This window comes from Nitrosopumilus sp. S4, assembly GCF_054515835.1.
Genome location: NZ_CM137258.1, coordinates 194,422 through 214,119, shown reverse-complemented (window position 1 = coordinate 214,119; position 19,698 = coordinate 194,422). Strand labels below are relative to the sequence as shown.

At 32.3% G+C, this 19,698-nt stretch carries 21 protein-coding genes and 1 tRNA gene; 9 read left to right on the top strand and 13 right to left on the bottom strand.

The window, feature by feature from the left end:
- Positions 1–16: 16 nt before the first annotated feature.
- Genes ACX119_RS01135 through ACX119_RS01110 form a run of 6 tightly spaced genes read right to left on the bottom strand, consistent with a single transcriptional unit; the run spans position 17 to position 6,692 of the window.
- Complete coding sequence (locus ACX119_RS01135; RefSeq protein WP_459351327.1) at positions 17–991, bottom strand: HAD family hydrolase; 975 nt, start codon at positions 989–991, stop codon at positions 17–19.
- Positions 988–2,058 carry a histidinol-phosphate transaminase gene (hisC, locus tag ACX119_RS01130; protein WP_459351326.1) on the bottom strand — a complete coding sequence of 357 codons (1,071 nt, stop codon included), beginning with the start codon at positions 2,056–2,058 and terminating at the stop codon, positions 988–990. The genes ACX119_RS01135 and hisC overlap by 4 nt, the downstream gene beginning before the upstream one ends.
- A complete protein-coding gene (gene hisD, locus ACX119_RS01125; protein WP_459351325.1) occupies positions 2,055–3,326 on the bottom strand; it encodes a histidinol dehydrogenase in 1,272 nt (423 codons plus the stop codon). The genes hisC and hisD overlap by 4 nt, the downstream gene beginning before the upstream one ends.
- A complete protein-coding gene (hisG, locus tag ACX119_RS01120) occupies positions 3,326–4,303 on the bottom strand; it encodes an ATP phosphoribosyltransferase (protein ID WP_459351324.1) in 978 nt (325 codons plus the stop codon). Before hisG ends, hisD begins: the two co-directional genes overlap by 1 nt.
- A 39-nt stretch (positions 4,304–4,342) precedes the next feature.
- Positions 4,343–5,599, bottom strand: a complete 1,257-nt coding sequence (locus ACX119_RS01115) for a hydroxymethylglutaryl-CoA reductase, degradative (protein WP_459351323.1) — start codon at positions 5,597–5,599, stop codon at positions 4,343–4,345.
- 1 nt (position 5,600) lies between these two features.
- Positions 5,601–6,692 (bottom strand): PQQ-dependent sugar dehydrogenase, encoded by a 1,092-nt coding sequence (locus tag ACX119_RS01110; RefSeq protein WP_459351322.1) that lies wholly within the window; start codon positions 6,690–6,692, stop codon positions 5,601–5,603.
- Positions 6,693–6,775: 83 nt separating this feature from the next.
- On the opposite strand from ACX119_RS01110, the gene ACX119_RS01105 reads away from it, so the two are divergent.
- Positions 6,776–6,865, top strand: a tRNA-Met gene (locus ACX119_RS01105).
- On the opposite strand, the gene ACX119_RS01100 is transcribed toward ACX119_RS01105, so the two are convergent.
- On the bottom strand, positions 6,866–8,194 hold the full coding sequence (locus ACX119_RS01100; protein WP_459351321.1) for a TiaS agmantine-binding domain-containing protein: 1,329 nt from the start codon (positions 8,192–8,194) through the stop codon (positions 6,866–6,868).
- Positions 8,195–8,277: 83 nt separating this feature from the next.
- Here ACX119_RS01100 and dph2 point away from each other — a divergent pair, with 83 nt between their 5' ends.
- Positions 8,278–9,273: a diphthamide biosynthesis enzyme Dph2 gene (gene dph2, locus ACX119_RS01095; RefSeq protein WP_459351320.1), complete on the top strand. Its 996-nt coding sequence runs from the start codon at positions 8,278–8,280 to the stop codon at positions 9,271–9,273.
- Here dph2 and ACX119_RS01090 read toward each other — a convergent pair whose 3' ends face one another.
- Positions 9,274–9,873 (bottom strand): tetratricopeptide repeat protein, encoded by a 600-nt coding sequence (locus ACX119_RS01090; RefSeq protein WP_459351319.1) that lies wholly within the window; start codon positions 9,871–9,873, stop codon positions 9,274–9,276.
- A gap of 6 nt (positions 9,874–9,879) precedes the next feature.
- Positions 9,880–10,956: a zinc-binding dehydrogenase gene (locus ACX119_RS01085; RefSeq protein WP_459351318.1), complete on the bottom strand. Its 1,077-nt coding sequence runs from the start codon at positions 10,954–10,956 to the stop codon at positions 9,880–9,882.
- Between the two features lie 80 nt (positions 10,957–11,036).
- Between ACX119_RS01085 and ACX119_RS01080 the strand changes: the two genes are divergently transcribed.
- Together ACX119_RS01080 and pheA are read left to right on the top strand one after the other, a co-directional pair.
- Positions 11,037–11,588: an exosome complex RNA-binding protein Csl4 gene (locus ACX119_RS01080; RefSeq protein WP_459351317.1), complete on the top strand. Its 552-nt coding sequence runs from the start codon at positions 11,037–11,039 to the stop codon at positions 11,586–11,588.
- 2 nt (positions 11,589–11,590) lie between these two features.
- Positions 11,591–12,406 (top strand): prephenate dehydratase, encoded by an 816-nt coding sequence (pheA, locus tag ACX119_RS01075; RefSeq protein ID WP_459351316.1) that lies wholly within the window; start codon positions 11,591–11,593, stop codon positions 12,404–12,406.
- Here pheA and ACX119_RS01070 read toward each other — a convergent pair.
- Positions 12,403–12,885, bottom strand: coding sequence for a hypothetical protein (locus tag ACX119_RS01070; RefSeq protein WP_459351315.1), 483 nt, complete (start codon positions 12,883–12,885; stop codon positions 12,403–12,405). The two genes, pheA and ACX119_RS01070, sit on opposite strands and share 4 nt — an antisense overlap.
- 127 nt (positions 12,886–13,012) lie before the next feature.
- Between ACX119_RS01070 and ACX119_RS01065 the strand changes: the two genes are divergently transcribed.
- A complete protein-coding gene (locus tag ACX119_RS01065) occupies positions 13,013–13,669 on the top strand; it encodes a CPBP family glutamic-type intramembrane protease (RefSeq protein ID WP_459351314.1) in 657 nt (218 codons plus the stop codon).
- 18 nt (positions 13,670–13,687) lie between these two features.
- Here the strand turns inward: ACX119_RS01065 and guaB are convergent, their stop codons facing one another.
- Positions 13,688–15,118 carry an IMP dehydrogenase gene (gene guaB / locus ACX119_RS01060; protein WP_459351313.1) on the bottom strand — a complete coding sequence of 477 codons (1,431 nt, stop codon included), beginning with the start codon at positions 15,116–15,118 and terminating at the stop codon, positions 13,688–13,690.
- 45 nt (positions 15,119–15,163) lie between these two features.
- Positions 15,164–16,015, bottom strand: coding sequence for a dihydropteroate synthase (gene folP / locus ACX119_RS01055; RefSeq protein WP_459351312.1), 852 nt, complete (start codon positions 16,013–16,015; stop codon positions 15,164–15,166).
- A gap of 34 nt (positions 16,016–16,049) precedes the next feature.
- Between folP and ACX119_RS01050 the strand changes: the two genes are divergently transcribed.
- From ACX119_RS01050 to ACX119_RS01035, 4 genes are read left to right on the top strand one after another with little or no spacing between them, the layout of a single operon-like run.
- Positions 16,050–16,784 (top strand): 6-hydroxymethylpterin diphosphokinase MptE-like protein, encoded by a 735-nt coding sequence (locus tag ACX119_RS01050; protein ID WP_459351976.1) that lies wholly within the window; start codon positions 16,050–16,052, stop codon positions 16,782–16,784.
- A gap of 35 nt (positions 16,785–16,819) precedes the next feature.
- Positions 16,820–17,395: a hypothetical protein gene (locus tag ACX119_RS01045; protein ID WP_459351311.1), complete on the top strand. Its 576-nt coding sequence runs from the start codon at positions 16,820–16,822 to the stop codon at positions 17,393–17,395.
- Position 17,396: 1 nt separating this feature from the next.
- On the top strand, positions 17,397–18,920 hold the full coding sequence (gene guaA, locus ACX119_RS01040) for a glutamine-hydrolyzing GMP synthase (RefSeq protein WP_459351310.1): 1,524 nt from the start codon (positions 17,397–17,399) through the stop codon (positions 18,918–18,920).
- A gap of 8 nt (positions 18,921–18,928) precedes the next feature.
- Positions 18,929–19,282: a hypothetical protein gene (locus ACX119_RS01035; RefSeq protein ID WP_459351309.1), complete on the top strand. Its 354-nt coding sequence runs from the start codon at positions 18,929–18,931 to the stop codon at positions 19,280–19,282.
- Between the two features lie 18 nt (positions 19,283–19,300).
- Here the strand turns inward: ACX119_RS01035 and ACX119_RS01030 are convergent, their stop codons facing one another.
- Positions 19,301–19,693 carry an acyltransferase gene (locus ACX119_RS01030; protein ID WP_459351308.1) on the bottom strand — a complete coding sequence of 131 codons (393 nt, stop codon included), beginning with the start codon at positions 19,691–19,693 and terminating at the stop codon, positions 19,301–19,303.
- Positions 19,694–19,698 lie beyond the last annotated feature (5 nt).

The following is a 19,698-nucleotide window of genomic DNA, read 5'->3' as shown; positions in this document are numbered from 1 at the left end:
AGATTATGTAACTGTCCTATTCTAAATTTAATACCTTTGGAAGAAGATGGATTGAATCAAGTGCCAAAATAGCACCATTGTGCTCAAATAACTCTAGTTTTTCTTGTGGGTTTTTGCTTGTGCCTATAATTCCACAAAATATGGTTTTGTATCCTTGCTCTGTTGCCTTTTTAGCCATGATAAAATCCTCCATAGAATCACCAACATAAAGACAGGAATTGCTAGCCATTCCTAGAATGGAATCAACTAGTGGTTTTGGATTAGGTTTTGCTAATTCTCTTGATTCATCCTCTAAGAAGACAGAATTATTTAGATTAAATTTTTTCAATAATTCTCCTAAAGAATAACTAACAGATTCTTTTCCTCTACCAGTAACCATAGAAATATTGGAGTTGAATTTTTTATCTAATTTTTCTAGTAGTGATTCATTTAGAATTACTTTATCATTATCAATTAATCCTGGTTGTGTAAAATTTGATTGTGATTTGAATAATTTTTCATATAGTTTTGGACCATAAAAAAGTTGATCAAATATTTTGTACAGAGGATTATCATGATGTGTGCCAGGATAAGATAATTTATTTTTTATTTCTGAAATATCAACTTTATTTTGAATGAATTTTTCAACAGATATAATTCCTGAAGAATCAGAATTTTTTATCACATCCCATATGAAAGTGGTTTGATCCTGATTCAATTTTTTGGATGCAACTAAGGAAATAATTGCTGCATATGTAAGATCAACTTCATCATTGAATCCTCCTGTTGATTTGAATCCTTCAATAATTTTAAAATCCACATCTATTGAATCATTAATTTTTGCAATTTTTTCTAAAACATAATTAGTTGTCTGAATTATTGCAAGATCATATGATTTTGTAATATCAATTAAAACACCATCACAATCAAAAATTATTGAATCAACATCATCAATCATACTAATTTTAGAATCATCAATGTAGATTCCTTCAGATTTTTTTTCTAAAGTCATCCCAACAAATCACGAATGGCAAGTAAAAATTTTGAGTTCATTTCTTTAGTTCCAATTGTAACTCTAAGACATCCAGTATTTTTTCCAATTTTTCCCAAATTTCTAATTGAAATTCCTTGCTCTGCAAGGGCTGCATAGATTCGTTTGTAGGAACCATGGGCATCAAATAATACAAAATTGGCCTTAGAATCAAAGACATCAAAGGCATCATATTTTTTGAGATTTTCAATAATTCTTTTACGCTCAATTTTAATTTGGTTTACTGAATCCTTCATTGAATTAGATTTTGCCAAAGCCAATATTCCAGATTCAATAGTAATTGTACTTAGGGGATATGGATACTGTAAGACATTCATGAAGGCATTAGTGAATTTTTTATTTGCAATGAAATATCCTAGTCTAAGGCCTGCCAAACCAAATGATTTTGAAAGTGTTTGAACCACTATCAAGTTTTCTTGAGTTTTAACCATGCTTGCAAGGGAATAATCACCAAATTCCCCATATGCCTCATCAATAATTACAAGCCCATTAAATGATTTGACAAGTTTTTGTAATTCACTTTTAGGGAATTGAAACCCAGTTGGATTATTAGGTGAATCAAGATATAAAATATCTGCATTGCTTGATTCTTTTTCAAAATCATCAATGTCTAATTTCATATCACTTGAAAATGGAATTGCTATTAGCGGAATAGAGTATAATTTACAACGCTCTTCAAAGAATCCAAATGTAGGATTGGATGTCAAAACTTTAGTTTCCTTTGATGCAAAATTGGATAAAATTAAATCTAAAATTTGATCAGAGCCATTTCCAACTCCAATCATCGATACTGGGATTTTTGTGAATTTTGATATAGACTGGATTAATCTCTCTACACCTCCAAGGGGATATTCACGTACATCTGAATTTTTTCTAGCCGATGAGACAATATCATTTTGGAATTGTTTTGGAATTACATAATTCTCATTAGAGTCAAGTTTTACAGAATCCTGAATCAATTCTGGTTTTTGATATCCTCCAATGGAAGAAAATTTGTTTATTTTTTCTTCAAACCAATTCTTTTTCATTTTACTCTACCCCTTACTGCTTCATAATGATTAGGAAGTCCTTCTGCATTTGCCAACACTTTGAGATATTTTGAAATCTTTGACATTGATGACTTTGATGCAGATATCTCAGATTTTATTTTAATAAAATCAAATATAGATAACGAGCCACGTGTTTTGCCAAATCCGCCTGTTGGAAGGATGTGATTTGAGCCTAGAATATAGTCACTTGCAGATGATGGAGTATTTTCTCCTACCAAAATTAGTCCTGATGAAGAAATCTTTGATGAAATTGTGGCAGGATTCTTTGCCATTATTTGTAAATGTTCAGGTGCTAAAATATTAGCAAGTTTGATCATATCAGATTTTGTTTTACAAATTGCAATAAATCCATTATTTTTTAAACTAGATTTAACAATATTACTTCTCTTGATTTTTGAAATAAGTTTTGAGAGATTATCATTTACAGATTTTGCAAGTTTTTCAGACGTGGTGATCAAATAACAAAAAGTATCTTTGCTGTGTTCTGCTTGTGAAATAAGATCCAAGGCAATAAATTTTGGGTTTGCTGAATCATCTCCAATTATTCCTAATTCAGTAGGTCCTGCAAGCATATCAATTGATGTTTGATCACTTGATAAAAATTTGGCAGTAGTTACAAATGCCCCACCTGGTCCTACAATTTTATCAACTTTTTCAATAGATTTTGTACCATTTGATAATGCTGCAATTGATTGAACACCGCCTGTTTTGTAAATTTCATTAGCACCACAAATATCAGCAGCCACGATTGTTAGTGGATCTATTTTTCCATCAGAATTAGGAGGGGAAACAACTACTATTCTCTTTACACCTGCAACTTTAGCTGGAACAACAGACATTATAACAGAACTTGGATATTTTGCCAATCCACCTGGGATATAACATCCTACACTCTGAATGGGAATAAACTTTTTTGATATTTTTATTCCATCATTGTTTATTGTTTTATTTTTCAGAATTGATTTTAGAGTTGATTCAGTCTTTTCTAGTTTAGTCTTTGCTATACGTAATGCAGTAATCTCAGGTTTTGATATCTTCGAGTATGCATTTTTTATTTCTGCTTTTGATAGTCGTAATGATGGAACATTTGCACCACTGAATTTTTTTTCATATTTTCGAATTGCAGCATCTCCGTTTTTTTGAACATCGTTGAGAATAGATTCAACTAATTTTTTGTTTTTTTGAGGCTGTTTTCGGATGGCTTTGGCTGCAAATGTTTCAACATTATTTACTTTGGTAATTCGCATCAATTCTCTTCGTCACGCTTAATCTCCTCAAGTTCAAGTATTTGACGTGGTTCATGAACTACTAGTCCTTGAGCAATCTTTCTTAGTTTTGGAATAAGTTTGTGAAATTCATCTTTTTTTATGACTGTATTTACACCAAACCATCCTTGTTCACTTAGTGGACTAATTGTAGGTTTTTTCAGTGAAGGCATCTGTACTAAAAGTTTCTTCAAGTTCTTTTCTTCTACGTTGAGATAAATATGCAGATATTTTCTTCCATGAACTGCACCTCTCATTAGAGTTACAATATCATAGATTTTCTCACGTTTTTTAGGATCCTTTAATGATTTTTTATTCACAATTAGGTGAGCAGTAGAAGTTAATACCTCATCTACAATTTTCAATTTGTTTTGCTTTAGAGTAGTTCCTGTCTCAGTCACATCCATAATTGCATCAACGTCTTCTGGAGGTTTGGCCTCAGTGGCACCAAAGGATAAATGAATTTGAACATTTTTGTTAGTTCCCAATCTAACCCATGGTGTTACAATCAATGGATCTTTGGAACCATAATATTTTTTGTAAGACTTTGATTGTTTTATGAATTTTGAAGCAGTTGTAAGGTATTCAGATGATATACGAAGTGTTTTTTTCTTTTTTCCATAATCTGCAATCATTGCATCCAAATTTTTGTAATTATATTTGTCTGGAAAAGCAACCACCAGTCTAATTTTACCATATTCCAAATCTAGTATTGGTTCAACGTCAGAATTAGTTTCCCCAACCCAATCTTTTCCAGTAATTCCAACATCATACAATCCTTCTGCAACCATAGTTGGAATCTCTTGAGGTCGAAGCATCTTTACAATAATTTTTGGATCATCAAGATAAACACGATAAGTTCTATCCTTTCTGTTAACCTTTGTCCAAGATTTTTCTAATAGTTTGAAAGTAGCCTCTTCTAAGCTTCCCTTAGGAATAGCAAATTTTACATCAGACATTTGCAATTTTTTTCACTTTTTAGGTATATAATAGCATGTTTAAATTTGCTCAAGTAATTCTTTAGCTCTATCAAGTGAAATTTTCTTTTCTTGAATCATTTTTTGTACAATTTCATCTATCTGCTCAGGTGTAGCTCCTGCAGCTGCTGCAAGATTCCTTGCATGTAGTCGCATGTGACCTTTTTGAATTCCTTCAGTTGATAGAGCTCTAATTGCACTATAATTTTGTGCCAAACCAGTAGCAGTAATTACACATGCTAGTTCTTGAGCAGTGGACACATCCAGAATTTTTGTACACACCTTTGCTACAGGGTGAACATTTGCAATTCCACCGACTATGCCTACTGAGAGTGGGATTTCCAAAACGCCGACTAAATTGCCATCAGAATCCTTACTCCACTTGCTAAGTGAGCGATATCTTCCTGTTTTTGCAGCATAAGCATTAGCAGCAGCCTCAATTGCCCTACTATCCTGACCAACTGCATTTGCAGCAGCTATAATGCCATTCATAATCCCTTTGTTATGAGTAACTGCTCTATACACATCATTATCTGCAAACTCAAAAGCTAAGACGATATTATCTACTACTTCTTCTCCACCAACTGCCTCTTTTTCAAAAATGGCTTTAGCTCTTGCAATTCTTCTTGTGGAATAATTCGATAAAATTCTAAGTAGAGTCTTACCACCAGTAATTTTTTCAATCAAGGGAGATACTGCTTCACACATTGTATTTGTAACATTAGCACCCATTGCATCTCCAACATCTATTAGTAATTCAACAATTAGCATTTTACCTGCAGGAGTATCAATTTCTTTGCAAAAGAGTTCTTTAGCACCTTTATTCATTTTTGATAAAGTATTACTTTTAGAATTTGCAAGTGTTAGAATGTCAATTATTGAATCATTAATTTTTTTAATTGCTAAAGGAACATCTACGTCTAATACTTGGATTTGGCCAATACTGTAAGATTCATCTGCTGAAACTTCAAATCCTCCTTTAATTCTTGCAACTTTTGCACCCTTTGAAGCGGCAGCAATAACAGAAGGCTCTTCAATTACCATTGGAATGATGTAGTCCTTTCCATTAATCTTGAAATTTGTAGCAATTCCTAAAGGAAGTGAAAAAGTTCCAATTGCATTTTCAACCATTTTATCTGCTTTCTCAAATGTGATTCCTCCATTTTGATTTTGAAGAATTTCTATTTCATCAGGTGTTAGATTTGCAAAATTAGCCAAAATATCTAATCTTTCTTTTCTAGATTTTTCAAATAGTTTTGAGATTGAAGAGTCTGGCATTTTATTTAATTATCCTCAATAGTTTATCATCCATACTATCTGGAAAACCTTTTCCATCAGTATTTGAAGTAATAAGATAAAGACTGCCATCGGGGCCTTGTACTACATCTCGTACTCTACCTATACCACTTAGAATAGATTTTTGAGAACTTAGTCCTTCCTCAAAATCAACCTGGTATAGATTAGCTGCCCTCATAGATGCCATAATGAATGGAGATTCAAAATCAAGTTTTTCTCCTGAATAAAATAAAATCCCACCGGGTTCTATGCTTGGGTCATAACAAAGAATTGCATCAACATAGTCTTCTCCTCCTGAACACTCTTGTTCAGGCCAACCGTAATTTTTTCCAGCTTGAATAATATTTATTTCATCATTTTTTTCAGGGCCAAATTCTGCAGCATACAGCTTACCATCACTATCCCAAGTCATCCCCTGAGGATTTCTAAATCCTAATGAATAGACTGGTGAATTTGAAAATGGGTTATCATTTGGAATGGAACCATCATCATTTATTCTCAAAATTTTTCCAGATAAGGAATTTAGATCCTGTGGAAGATGAGATGCATCTGATACAGTTCCCGTTCCAATGTATAATTTTCCATCAGGTCCAAATTTTATAAATCCGCCATTTGTAAATGAAGATCCTGGGATTTTATCTAAAATAGTTTTGGCATCTTGTAATTTATTGTCTTTTTCAGTAATTTGTAAAATTTTATTCCATAAATTACCATCTTCTTCATAGGTCAAAAATACATAGATGTAATGATTATTTGAAAAATCTGGATGAAGTGCAATTCCTAGCAATCCGCCATCAAAGACATTTGCAGAACGAAATACAGCAAGGGGTGATTCTAAAAGAATATCATCTTGAATTACTCTAATTGATCCATCTTTTTCTGTGACAAAGATTCTATCTTCAGATACTGCAATAGAGCGAGGCTTGTCAAGATTATTTGCAATAATTTTTACGGAATCACTTTCAGTGTTTGAGTTTGGTTTGGGTAATGGGATTGGATCTGATGGAGAGGTCAGAACAAATGCTGAGAATGTTATAGCTACTACAATTACAATAATTTGGATTTTTTTATCCACAAGGAGTCAAGTTTTGTAAATCCTATTAATTACTTTCAAGAATTTGATAAAGCGTATATACGGAGGGGTATCATTTGTGGATCAGCGGGGTGGGGAAGCCAGACTATTTAGGGCTAGGTCATCCCGGCGGGCTCATAACCCGCAGTTCAGTAGTTCAAATCTACTCCCCGCTACTAGTTTCTATACACACAAAACCAAGAATGAGATTTTTTGAATTTTGATTTTTTATTATTTAACCCCATTCTCTGTATAGGTCTTGTCAAGTGTCTATGAGCAGAGATATTTGGAATGTAAAGTTTCTTTTGAATTTTTCTTGGAATTTCAATGGTATGTTTTTTTGCTGATTTTTTACCACAACGAACACATTGAAATCCTTGATTTGCACCTTGAGATTTCATATTTTTATTACATTTTTTACATAATGGATTTGTCAAAGTGAGGTTTTTTTCTAAATGAATTATTTTTATGAATTCAATATTAATAATTCGAGGATAATTTTTTGATGCTTTTCTCACTCCACCTCCTGCCAAAATTTTATCACCATGAATCAATTGCAATGCAATGTTTGTCATTCCTGTAGGTTTGTACACTGCACACCAAAATTCATTTTTTTGTGAGAGGATCTTGAAGAATACATGACCTCCTTTTACAATTCTTGGTTTATTGGAAACAATTCCAATAATTTTTCCTGATGCATAAGGTTTCATTTTATCAGACGTTAATTCATTTTTTAAATGATCACCAGTTCCTTGATTTGATTTAAAGATCATATATCCATCTAATTTTTCTTCAGTTTTGATAATTTTTGTTGCAGAAATTAATGAAGAAACATTTTCACCTCTAACCCCATAAAATACAGGATCAGGACCATGAGGAGTAATCAAGACTCTTCCTTTTTTTGTATCAAAGCTATTGTATGTGTAAGGATATGTTTTTTCTTGCATATTTTTTACACTTTCTGTTGAAATCTTTCTCTCTTTTCCAAACTTTAGTTTTTTTCTATAGCTCAAAAGCTCTAATGTATGATCTTTGAAATCATATCCTATTGCTCCTATGGCTCCAACTAATCCTTGACCATTTCCCTGATAAAAAAATTCCAGATTATTTTTTTTTGCAAAAGTTTTTGCACTTTTTCTGTTGATTAATTGCCATAAAGCTAAATTGCTAAATTTTTTCATTTCATCTGGAATAGAATCACTTTCAAAAAAAACCAATCCAGGATTTGCGCCATTTTTAATATCTGAATATTTTGAAACTAGATTTTTTATTAGATTTTTTATTTTTGTAGGATTATTTGTCTTGACTTTAAGGGATACTGCTCCATTTCCCCTTGTTTTCCAAGGAATATTTGGATTAAATCTAATCAATCTAGGAAAATCAAGGAATTCGGTTTTTTGTTTTTGGAGCATGTCAACGACTTTGTATGCAAGAAATGTTGTACACATGCCCTTAGGTGAATCTGTATCATCAAACCCGATATTGAGAATGGTTTGATTATCCATAATTTACTTGGATAAATCCATCATTTTTAGTTGTTGTAGGGTTCAGTTGATTTAAATTAATAAAGTCTGATTCCAAGCTCAAATTGATAATTATAGATGAAGACAGAATTTTCAGAGAAATTGAGGAGAAAAAACCAGCATCAGTTTCATTAAATGGTCCTGATGGAATTTTACCACAAGTTCAAGAAACTGCGATAAATATTTCAAAAAGATTTGGAATTCCTGCCTATGTTTTAGCTGATACTACATGGGGAACATGTGATTTGAATTCAAATGGATCTAAAGTTCTTGGGGCTGAAATTCAATTCAATATTGGACATACAATTAACACTGAATCACTTGAAAAAAATCTTATTTTAATTGATGCATTTGATGATGTAGAGTTTGACAGTGTTGCAAAAAAATGCACAGATATTCTAAAAGGAAAAACAATCTCACTGGTTACAGATAGTCAGCACTTGCACCAAGTTGATAAAGTTGAAAAAATTTTATCTGAAAATGGGATTTCTGTATTAATTGGGAAGGGCAAAGGACAATTAAATGACGGGCAGGTTTTTGGATGTGAATTTTATCCAGCAACTGAATTAAAAAAAGAAGTAGATGCGTATGTCTTTTTAGGACAGAGTAATTTTCATGCAGCTGGAATTGCATTATCAACAAATTTACCAACCTATGTTTTAGATCCTTACTTTAATGAAGTAAGAGAAGTGACAGAATTTGCTCAGAAATTAAAAAAGAAAGCAACTCTTGCTATTTACAAGGCAGCAGATGCAAAAACATTTGGAGTAATTGTTGGACTCAAAGAAGGTCAACTATCCAAAGTCTTTGCTCTAAAAATTAAAAGAGAGTTAGAAAAAGAGGGAAAACAAGTTCAATTGTTTGCATTAACGGATATTACAAATGAAAGATTAAGAAATCTCAAAGGAATTGATGCTTTTATTCAAGTTGCATGCCCAAGAATTTCAACAGACAACCAATTTGATAAACCAGTATTATCTACTCCTCAGGCAAATGCACTATTGAAAATTTTACGAAATGAGAGTATTGAAGGATATTTAGAAATCCCTCACTGGTTATAATCAAGATACTAGTTCTTGAAATCTAGCATTTGTGGCTAATTTTTCAAATGTTTTAGATTTTTTTGCCTTTATTTTGTATTGAACTCCTTGAGAAATTGCATGTTCTAGATTATTAAGGGATTCATCTATTTTAGATATCATGATTAAACTGCAAGCTTTGTCATACAACACATCACCATTATCTGGATAATCATCTAAAATAAAATTACAACAAGTAATTGACTCTTCATAGTTTTTCATTGAAAACAATATTCGCTCTTTATGATATAGAACAATATTGTATTTTGGATTAGACTCTAAAAGCTCTTCACATATATCCAGTGCCTCTTTGAAGTGACCTTGTTTTCTTAATGATGAAATCTTATTAATTAAAACAGATAGATCGCCAGGTAAAATTTTAAGGGCTTCGTCATAGCATGCTATTGCAGCGGAATAATCTTTGAGTTTACTTAGAGCATATCCCTTGTTGTTAAGTGAGCTAATATTTTTTGGATTCTCATTTAGAATTTTATCATAATATGTAATTGCGTCTTTATGTTTTCCTTGAAGAAACAATCTATTTGCTTCATCTAGAAGCGAATTTATTTTTGGATCAGTCATTGATAATCATAGTTCTGGTTTCATCAATATTTTACCAAAAAGACCTTTACCTGTTAGCATTTTTGTATGTGCCTCAACAGCCCTTTCAAGTGGAAAAATAGAATTGATAATGGATTTTATTTTTCCTTGTGACATCCAATAGAGACCTTGCTCTAGTTCTGCTCGCGTACCTTGAGTTGAGCCTAAAATATTGATTCCTTTAAAGAAAATATGACGTAGATCAGTCTTTGCATCATACCCTGTTGTAGCCCCAGTTGTGACAATTGTTCCACCATAATTTAGCATTGTTAATTCTTTGTTCCAGTGTGAACCACCAATGTGTTCAAAAATTACATCAACTCCACGAACATCACCGTATTGTTTAGTAATTTGTTTAGCAATTGTTCTTACTTCTTTGTGCCAATCTTCTTTTCTATGATCCACTGCATAATCAGCACCTAATTCTAATAATTGATCTAGTTTATCAGGACTTGCAGTTGCAATTACTGTGCATCCAAAAAGTTTTGCTATTTGGATTCCATAGTTACCAACACCAGAACTTCCTCCCATGATTAATACCACTTGTCCAGGTTGAATTTTTGCTCTACCAACTAACATATGCCATGAAGTAAGCAATGTCATTGATGCAGCAGCTGCATCATCAAATGAAACATTCTCAGGAATCTTTACAACATTAACTTCTGGAAGATGTGTGTATTCACAATAACCACCCCAAAGAGGTCCGGTTTCAAATCCCCAAATCGTTCTTTTTTTGCAATCATATTCTCTTCCACCAGTACATGCCTTACATACTCTACAAGACATGTTACCATGCGATACCACTCTATCTCCAACTTTGATATTTTTAACATCACTGCCAACTGCAGTAACTTCACCTGCAGCATCTGTTCCAGATATGTGAGGTAATGGAATAGCTAATGGTTTACCTCTCATTCCCCAAATATCATCATAGTTTAGTGCTGCAGCTTTTACTTTGAAAACTACTTCATTAGATTTTGGTTGAGGAATTGGAATATCTTTAATTTTTAATATTTTTGCAAAATCATCATCTGTTGTATATTCTTCATAAACTAGTGCCTTCATGATTTTTTTTAATATTTTCCAGATATATGATTTGTCTAGATACCACAAACAATTATAATCATAACTACAAAAATCCACTTATGTCTGAAAATTATGTCTTTCCTGGTGAAAAAATAGCATCAATTGAAGAATATGAGGCTGGATACAACACCTTTGATGATGGAGATATGGTCAGAGCAGCAACCGTAGGTGAAAAAGACATTGATAAAGCAAACAGAACTGTTGGCATAAAGCATCCAAAAATGCTGTCTATACCAAAAGTAGGGGACATAATTATCGGTACAGTAGCTGCAGTAATGTCATCAATGATAGCAGTATCAATTGATTACATCAATGGAAAGCCAACTACTTCAAAAGTTGAATGTGTATGCTCAACGAGAAATTTGAGAATAAGAAATGTTGCACTAACTAATGATATAGTTACATTAAAAATTCTTAATCATCTTAATGGAACAATTCATGCAGCAATTAACGAACCAAGTTTAGGGGTTTTATTTACAAAGTGTAGAAAATGTGGTGGTAAGGTTGTTCCAATGAGAGACGCCATTAAATGTACAGAATGTGCATGGATTGATGAGAGAAAACTTTCATCAAACTTTGGCAATAGTGATTTTGTAAATCTGAGAGAGTAAAAATGATTAGTGTTTCGTTCCAAGGTGAACGAGGAGCATATAGTGAGGCAGCAGCAAGATCATTCTTTAAAGAAGAGATCAAAACTATTCCCTTTGTTTCCTTTGCAGATGTACTAGAGAGTACTACCAAAGATAATACAAAATATTCAATATTGCCTGTAGAGAATTCTATTGAAGGAAGTGTTGGTGAAAGCTATGACTTGCTTTATTCAACATCACTTAATGTAACTGGAGAAGTTTATCATAGAATTGAGCATTGTCTAATTGGAATTGGCAATCTAGAAGATATAGATATTGTGTATTCACACCCACAAGCATTAGGTCAATGCAGAAAATTCATTGAAGATCACAATCTCAAAACAATTCCATCATATGATACAGCTGGAAGTGTAAAAATTGTTAAAGAGTTAAACAAGAAAAATTGTGCCTGCATTGCCAGCAAAGCAGCATCAGAAATTAACGACGTTCCCATTATTTCAGAGAATATTGCAAACAATCTCAACAACTATACTAGATTTCTGATTTTATCCAAAAAAGAAACAGATGAGACTGGAAATGACAAGACATCAATAATTTTTTCAATAAAACACGAACCAGGATCACTATACAGAATTATTGATCACTTTCACAAAAATAATGTCAATCTAACAAAGATTGAATCAAGACCAACCAAGTCAAACACATGGGAATACAATTTCTATGTGGATTTTGAAGGACATCAGAAAAACTCTAAAATTTCAGAGATGCTTGATAATATAAAAAAAGAGACGTTATTCATGAAAGTGCTAGGATCCTATCGATCAGCTAAATTAAGCTAGAATCCTTTAGGTTTTCTTATAGTAAAGCCCATGCTAAATCCAATAATTATCATTCCAGAGATAATCACAATAAAGTGATATGAAAATAGAATTGGATCTGTTGAAACATTGAGTGTTGCCTCTACAGTCATATCAGTAGAACCAAGATTTTGTAGTTGAATTCTTGTAACACCATCTTCTAGATGAACCCAATCAAGTGTTACTTCCTTTTGATGAGTGACAAATGAATTTCCTTCTTTTGGAATTTGCAACCCAACTCCAGGACTAGATAATTTAAGATCAAATTTTTCCCCAGTAATTTTCATGTGTTGTGCAGCTCCATCAGATGCTGAAATTTGATAAGAAGTTGACTCTCCAACACCAAATGTTTCATTCACATTTACGGTTTGTAAACCAATTGAAGTAATTAGGGAATATCCACCAATTCCAATAATGGCACTTCCTACAACTAGTCCAATTATGGTTCTTTTAGTTAACACAGAATTATGACTTTGGATACTGCTTAAAAAATTAACTACATCAAACCTGAGACTAGGTTTTAGAAAATAGACAAAATTGATGAGAGTAAGCACTAACCATTTAGGTTCAAACTAACGTCATATTAACATGAATAGCCACGAAATAAAGAATATCATTAATGATTTAAATCCAAAAAATTGTTTATCCAAGTTTCAAAATCCATCTCCAAGATATGCACTTGAGCTGGTGGTGATATGCTATGGAATTACAATTTTGATTAGTGTATTTACACAGGATTTACCATCAGTAAGTTTCCACAAAGGTGTATTATTTGAAATTCCTATCAACATCTTTAATTCTACAATTTTAAATCCAATCCTAGAAGAAATTTTATTTTTTGGCATACCCATTAGTCTTGTAAATAATCCAATTGTGATTCTAGTTACAGGAATAATGTGGACAATTTTTCATCTTTTTGCCCCAATGAATGTGGAGACATATTCATTATCACTAAATTCGTTTATTGCAACTCTGCCAGTTTTGTTTATTCATTTTAAAATATGGAAAAATGGGTTAGGGTGGATTTCAATTGTTGTTCATTCGGGGTATAATGTTGTGTCAAATTTTGTCAACTGTAATCAAATTGCAACATGTTCTCAGTTTAACAATAATAATTTTGATTTTCCAGAATTTCATATTTTCTTGGGAGTTACTGTTTTGTCTATAGTGCTAGTTTATTTTTTGCAAAGAAGGAAAGAAGAGAAAGAATATGTTAAAAAAATCTTAAGAAAAAAGTATAATTGAATTTTAAAGTTTGAGCATCTACATCAAAGAAACATCATGAGGCTGACTTTCTGCAAAGCCTGCTCTTGACATTTTGATAAATTCAGCATTTTCTTGCATTTGAGGAATGGAATGAGCTCCACAATAACTTAGACCAGAACGAACTCCGCCGGTTAGTTGTTTAAGAATATCAGTTACTGTTCCTTTGTAGGGAACCATAGCCTCAACACCTTCTGCAACATAATCATTAAGATCATCATCAAGTGATATTGAGCCTGTTTCTTTTGATTTTCTTCCAATAGATGCAGCAAGTGATGCCATTCCACGATAAACTTTGAAACGTTTTCCATTCTTTGTCAAAACAGTACCAGGTGACTCATCTGTTCCTCCAAGCATACTTCCAACCATAACTGATGATGCACCAGCAGCAAGTGCCTTTGTAGCATCACCCGAAGTTCTAGTACCTCCATCAGAGATTATTGGAACTCCATGATCTTTTCCAACTTTTGCACAATCCATAACTGCAGTTAATTGCGGCACTCCTGAACCAGTGATAACTCTAGTAATACAAATTGAACCTGAACCAACTCCAACTTTAACAGCATCAACTCCTGCTTTGATCAAATCTTCAGCTCCCTGTGCAGTTGCAATATTTCCTGCAATTAATTCACAATCAGGAAATGCTTTTTTGATATTTCTAATGGTGCTTAGTGCATTTTCGCTATGTCCATGTGCAATATCTACAACCAGAACATCAGCTCCTGCTTCTAAGAGAGATTCACTTCTTTCTAAAAAGTCACCCTTTACTCCAACTGCAGCTCCAACTAAGGGTCTTCCTTTTTGATCTTTTGATGCATTTGGAAAATCGGCATTATTTGTGATATCTTTACTTGTAATCAAGCCTTGGATTACTCCAGAATCATCAACAATTGGTAATTTCTCAATTCTGTGTTTGTGCAAAATCTCTTTTGCTTCATCTAATGTTACTCCAGGTTTTGCAGTTACAACATCTTTAGTCATTACTTCATTAATTTGAGATTTAGAGTTTGCAAAAAGTAGGTCTCGCTCAGTTACAATTCCAACTAGTTTAGAATTAGAGTCAATGACTAGTAATCCAGAAATTTCCTTATCCTCAGCATAATCTAATGCATATTGTACAGATTTATCAAAAGAGATTGAATATGGATTCTCAATCATTACACTACCTGAACGCTTTACTTTTAGAACTTCGTTAGCCTGCTCTTGAATGGTCAAGAATCTGTGAATAATTCCTATCCCTCCAAATCGAGCCATGGCTACTGCCATCGTAGATTCGGTAACAGTATCCATATTTGCACTAACAAAAGGAATGTTAATTGAGATATTTCTCGATAATTTTGTGGTCAGATCGGTCTGACTTCTACTTGTAATATCAGAATATTTGGGTACAAGAAGAACATCGTCAAAAGTTAATCCTTCTTTGAATTCCAATGAAACCTTGTTAAGAAAGTAAAATATTGATTATAAGCCTTTGTGTTAAGATTTGAGTTTTGAGGCAATTCTTATCGCATCCTTTGATGCCTGAATGTTATGTGTACGAATGATATCAGCTCCATGAATGACAGATATTACTTCTGCAGCAATAGAACCAAACAAACGATCTGAAGGATCATTTTTTCCCAAGATATTTCCAATAAAAGATTTGTTTGATACTGAGATCAACATTGGGAAGTTTTGTTTTATTGATTGCAAGTTTTGGATTATAGTGAGATCTCGTTTTACCCAATCAGATTTTATTTTTGTAAAAAATGGACCTTTTCCATTTTTTCTAAAAAATCCAATAGCCGGATCTAATACAATTTTATCAGTAGCAATATGAGATTTTTTTGCAATTTTGATGCTGTCATTTAGAAGTTTTTTAGTTTCAGTAATTGAATTTCCAGATAGTGTTTTTGTGCTAAAAGCACACAAAATTAAGGATGGAGAATATTGAGATATTATATTTTGCATATTTTTATCATATTTTAAACCAGAAATATCATTGATTATCTCAACTCCGCATTCTAGTGCATTTTTAGCAACATTAGATCTGCATGTATCAACTGAGATTGGAAGATTTGATGAGTTTTGAATTACATTGATTGCATCAAGAATTCTTTTTGATTCTACTTTTTCACTTACAATAGTTGAAAGATATGGAGCAGTAGACATTCCTCCAATATCAATAAAATCGGCTCCGTCTAATTCCATTTGTTTTACAACATTTTTGATTTGGGATTTTTTTGAAAAAATTGATTTTTTGTAAAAGGATTCAGGACTTGTATTAAGAATACCCATTATTCTTACAGGATTTGTACCTCCAACCTTGACATTTCCTAGTTTTGCCACATCATTTATGAAAACCCAACTCAATTTGAGTGATATGATGATTTTAGGTTGGAAAAAGAGGTATTATGAAATTTTAAAGGAATTTAAATACAGTGAAAAAAAGGATAACGAATCAGCTAAAACTCTAAACTCAATTCTAAAAAATAACAAGGTTGAAGAAAAAATTTACAAATTAATTAATGGTAAAACAGTTTGTGTAATTGGTTCTGGACCATCTTTATCAGGTGCAATTACAAAATTAAAAAAAATAAAAATTGTAAAAATTGCAGCAGATAGTTCTGTAAAGCTACTCTTAGATAATGGAGTAATTCCAGATGTAGTAGTCACTGATTTAGATGGGAACATTGAATCTTTTAAAAAAATTATAAAAACAAAATGTATCTTTGTGGTTCATGCGCATGGTGATAATATTGAGAAATTAGAATTTGTAAAAAAAATAAAAAATTGTATTGGTACAACTCAAACAAAACCATTTAGTAAAATTAAAAATTTTGGGGGATTTACAGATGGAGATAGAGGTGTATTTCTTGCAAATCATTATGGGGCAAAGAAAATCATTTTATTTGGAATGGATTTTGGAGATAGGATAGGAAAGTATTCACAGACAAAAAGAGAGGAAAGAAAAACAAAACTAATGAAATTAAAAAGAGGAAAATCCCTTTTAGAATGGCTGGCAACAATTACAAATTCAGAATTATTTACTACGTCAAAACCAATAGTAGGATTCAAGAAAATATCATACAAAGAAGTGGATACCATAATTACCTAGAATGCATTTAATACCCATACCCCATTTACAAAATTATGAAATTCTCAGAGGAGCAGGTAAAGGAGATTGTTGCTCTAAAAGAAAGTTTGATCGAACAAATAGACAGACATCAAGAATCCATTGAAATGCTTGAGAAAAATATTTCTACTTTAGATCTATTCTTAAAAGATTCTAGTTTTACAAAGGCCTCACAGTTAGCTTCAAAAAAAGTCGAAGATCAGAGTAAAACAGAGATTATTGAAAAACCAATAGAGAATTCAATTCCCATTAAAAGGGGAAATGATGGGAAAGTTCTTGCAAATGCATTTGTTACACCAGAACAGGTATCCATAATTTTATCAAATGAAATTGAAATCAATGCAGATACGCCACCTTTCAAATCATTCTTTTTAGATAGAATAATTGGTGAGATGAAAAAGAAAGATTCCATTGAAGCAGAAAATGGAAAAATCCAAAAAGAATCAATAATTGATTATATAATTAACAAGAATGGCTCAGATATTAGAGAAATAATTATCAAAAACTACAGACAAAAAGAAAGAGTTACTGAATTGATTAACACTGCAGGATGGTCGTTAACGCGAATGCTTGAAAATATTAACAAGGGATAGAATGGACAAAATACTAGTTTTAGATTTTGGATCACAGTATAGTCATCTAATTTGCCGAAGAATTAGAGAATTTTCAGTATATGCAGAACTTGTTCCTTTTGATATTAGTTTTGAAGAAATTCAAAAACATAATCCAAAAGGAATTATTTTTTCAGGAGGTCCATCAAGTGTATATAATTCTGATGCCCCAATTCCAGAAAATAAAATTTTTGAAATGAACTTACCATTACTTGGAATTTGTTATGGACATCAATTAATTGTAAACAAATATGGTGGTAAAGTAAAAAGAGCAAACAAAGAGTATGGATCTTCACTTTTAACAATTGATAATGACTCAGATCTGCTTAACGGAGTAGGTGAATCAGTTAGAGCATGGATGAGTCATGGTGATGAAGCAGAAGAAATACCAGCAGGATTTGAAGTTATAGGTCACACCGAAAGTGCAAAAGCTGCTGCAATTGCATCAAAAGAAAAATCAGTATTTGGAATTCAATTTCATCCCGAAGTTGTACATACAGAGCAAGGAACGGAGATTCTCAAGAATTTTGTGCTAAAGGTTTGTAAAGCAAAACAAGACTGGACAATGGAAGGATTCATTGAGACTGCTGTAGCAAAAATTTCCCAAATTGAGGGAAATGTTCTATGTGGTGTTAGTGGAGGTATTGATTCTACAGTAGCAGCTTTGTTAATTCACAAAGCAATTGGAGATAGACTAAAGTGTGTTTTTGTAGATAATGGATTACTTCGATTAAATGAAGAAAAAGAAATTGAAGAGATGTTCAAAGATAATTTTAAAGTTAATTTTACTGCAGTAAATGCCAAAGAACAATTTCTTGGAAAATTAAAGGGTGTAAAAGATCCTGAAGAAAAAAGAATGATTGTAGGTGAAGAATTTATTCATGTTTTTACTGAATTTGCTGAAAAGAATGGTCCTTTCAAATGGTTAGCTCAAGGAACTTTGTATCCAGATGTAATTGAGAGTGGAGTTTCTAAAGGGCCTGCAGCAGTCATTAAATCACATCACAACGTTGGGGGATTACCAGATTGGCTAAATTTAGAAATTTTAGAACCTCTAAGAGAACTTTACAAAGATGAAGTAAGGAAAATAGCAAAAATTCTAAATGTTCCAGAAAAACTTTTCATGAGGCATCCATTCCCAGGACCGGGTCTTGCAGTCAGAATTATTGGAGAGATAACTCCAACAAAATTGAATATTTCAAAGGTTGCCAGTAAAATTGTAGAAGATGAGTTAATGGAAGCTGGAATATATGAAAAAGTTTGGCAGGCATATGCAGCAGTAGGGGATGACAGGGCAGTAGGCGTTGTTGGTGATGAGCGAAAGTATGGCAATATTGTAATGATCAGGGTAGTTGATTCAATTGATGCAATGACAGCAGATTGGACTAGACTCCCTCATGGTTTACTAGAAAAAATGAGTAATAGAATAACAAATGAGATTGAAGATGTAACTTGGGTTACTTATACAATTTCAAGTAAGCCACCTGCAACCATTGAACCGCAATAGTGATTGATATGGATTACGAAAAAATTTGTGATGAAATACTAGAAGCAGATAAAAAAATCAGATATGTTGGCATTTATGATTATGGAGAACTTTATGATAAAATGAGAAATGGAATAAAAAGTCATTTATCACGAGAAGAAACAGAATTATCATTATCACAAGCAGTATATCGTTGGTCTACAAGAAAAAAAACGGCAGATAAGATAGGAAAACCAATTTTTGCAATGGCAAAGTATGAAAAAATTTATCGACTAACTATTCCAATTGGAGGAGCAGGATTAATTTTGATTAGTACTGAACTAGATGCAGATGTACTAGGAATTGTGGAAAAAATTTTAAAAATCAAAAAAAAATCTGACTAGCATATTGAAAAGGGAAAATTATTTGATTTTTTTGAGGGGTTTTGCAGGTATTCCTCCCCAGATTTGATTTTTAGGAATATTTTTGGTGACAAAAGAGTAAGATGCAATAATTGAGTTTTCTCCAATTGTAACATTAGGCATTATTGTGCTGTGAGTACCTATTTTACAATTTTTTTTAAGAATAACATTTCCTTGTTTTGAATCAATTGTGGAATGAGAATAAATTGAGCAATGAGAACCGATTTGTACATCATCTTGAATTTCAACACCAAAATGAGAATTGATATAAGTAAAAGTTCCAATATCAAAATTCTTTCCTAATTTTAAATTTTCAGGATATTGTACAATGTAGTTGTATTTAGTAAATTTTCCATGTTTAATGGTTGGTTTTTTCCATCTTTTAGATTCCATGATGT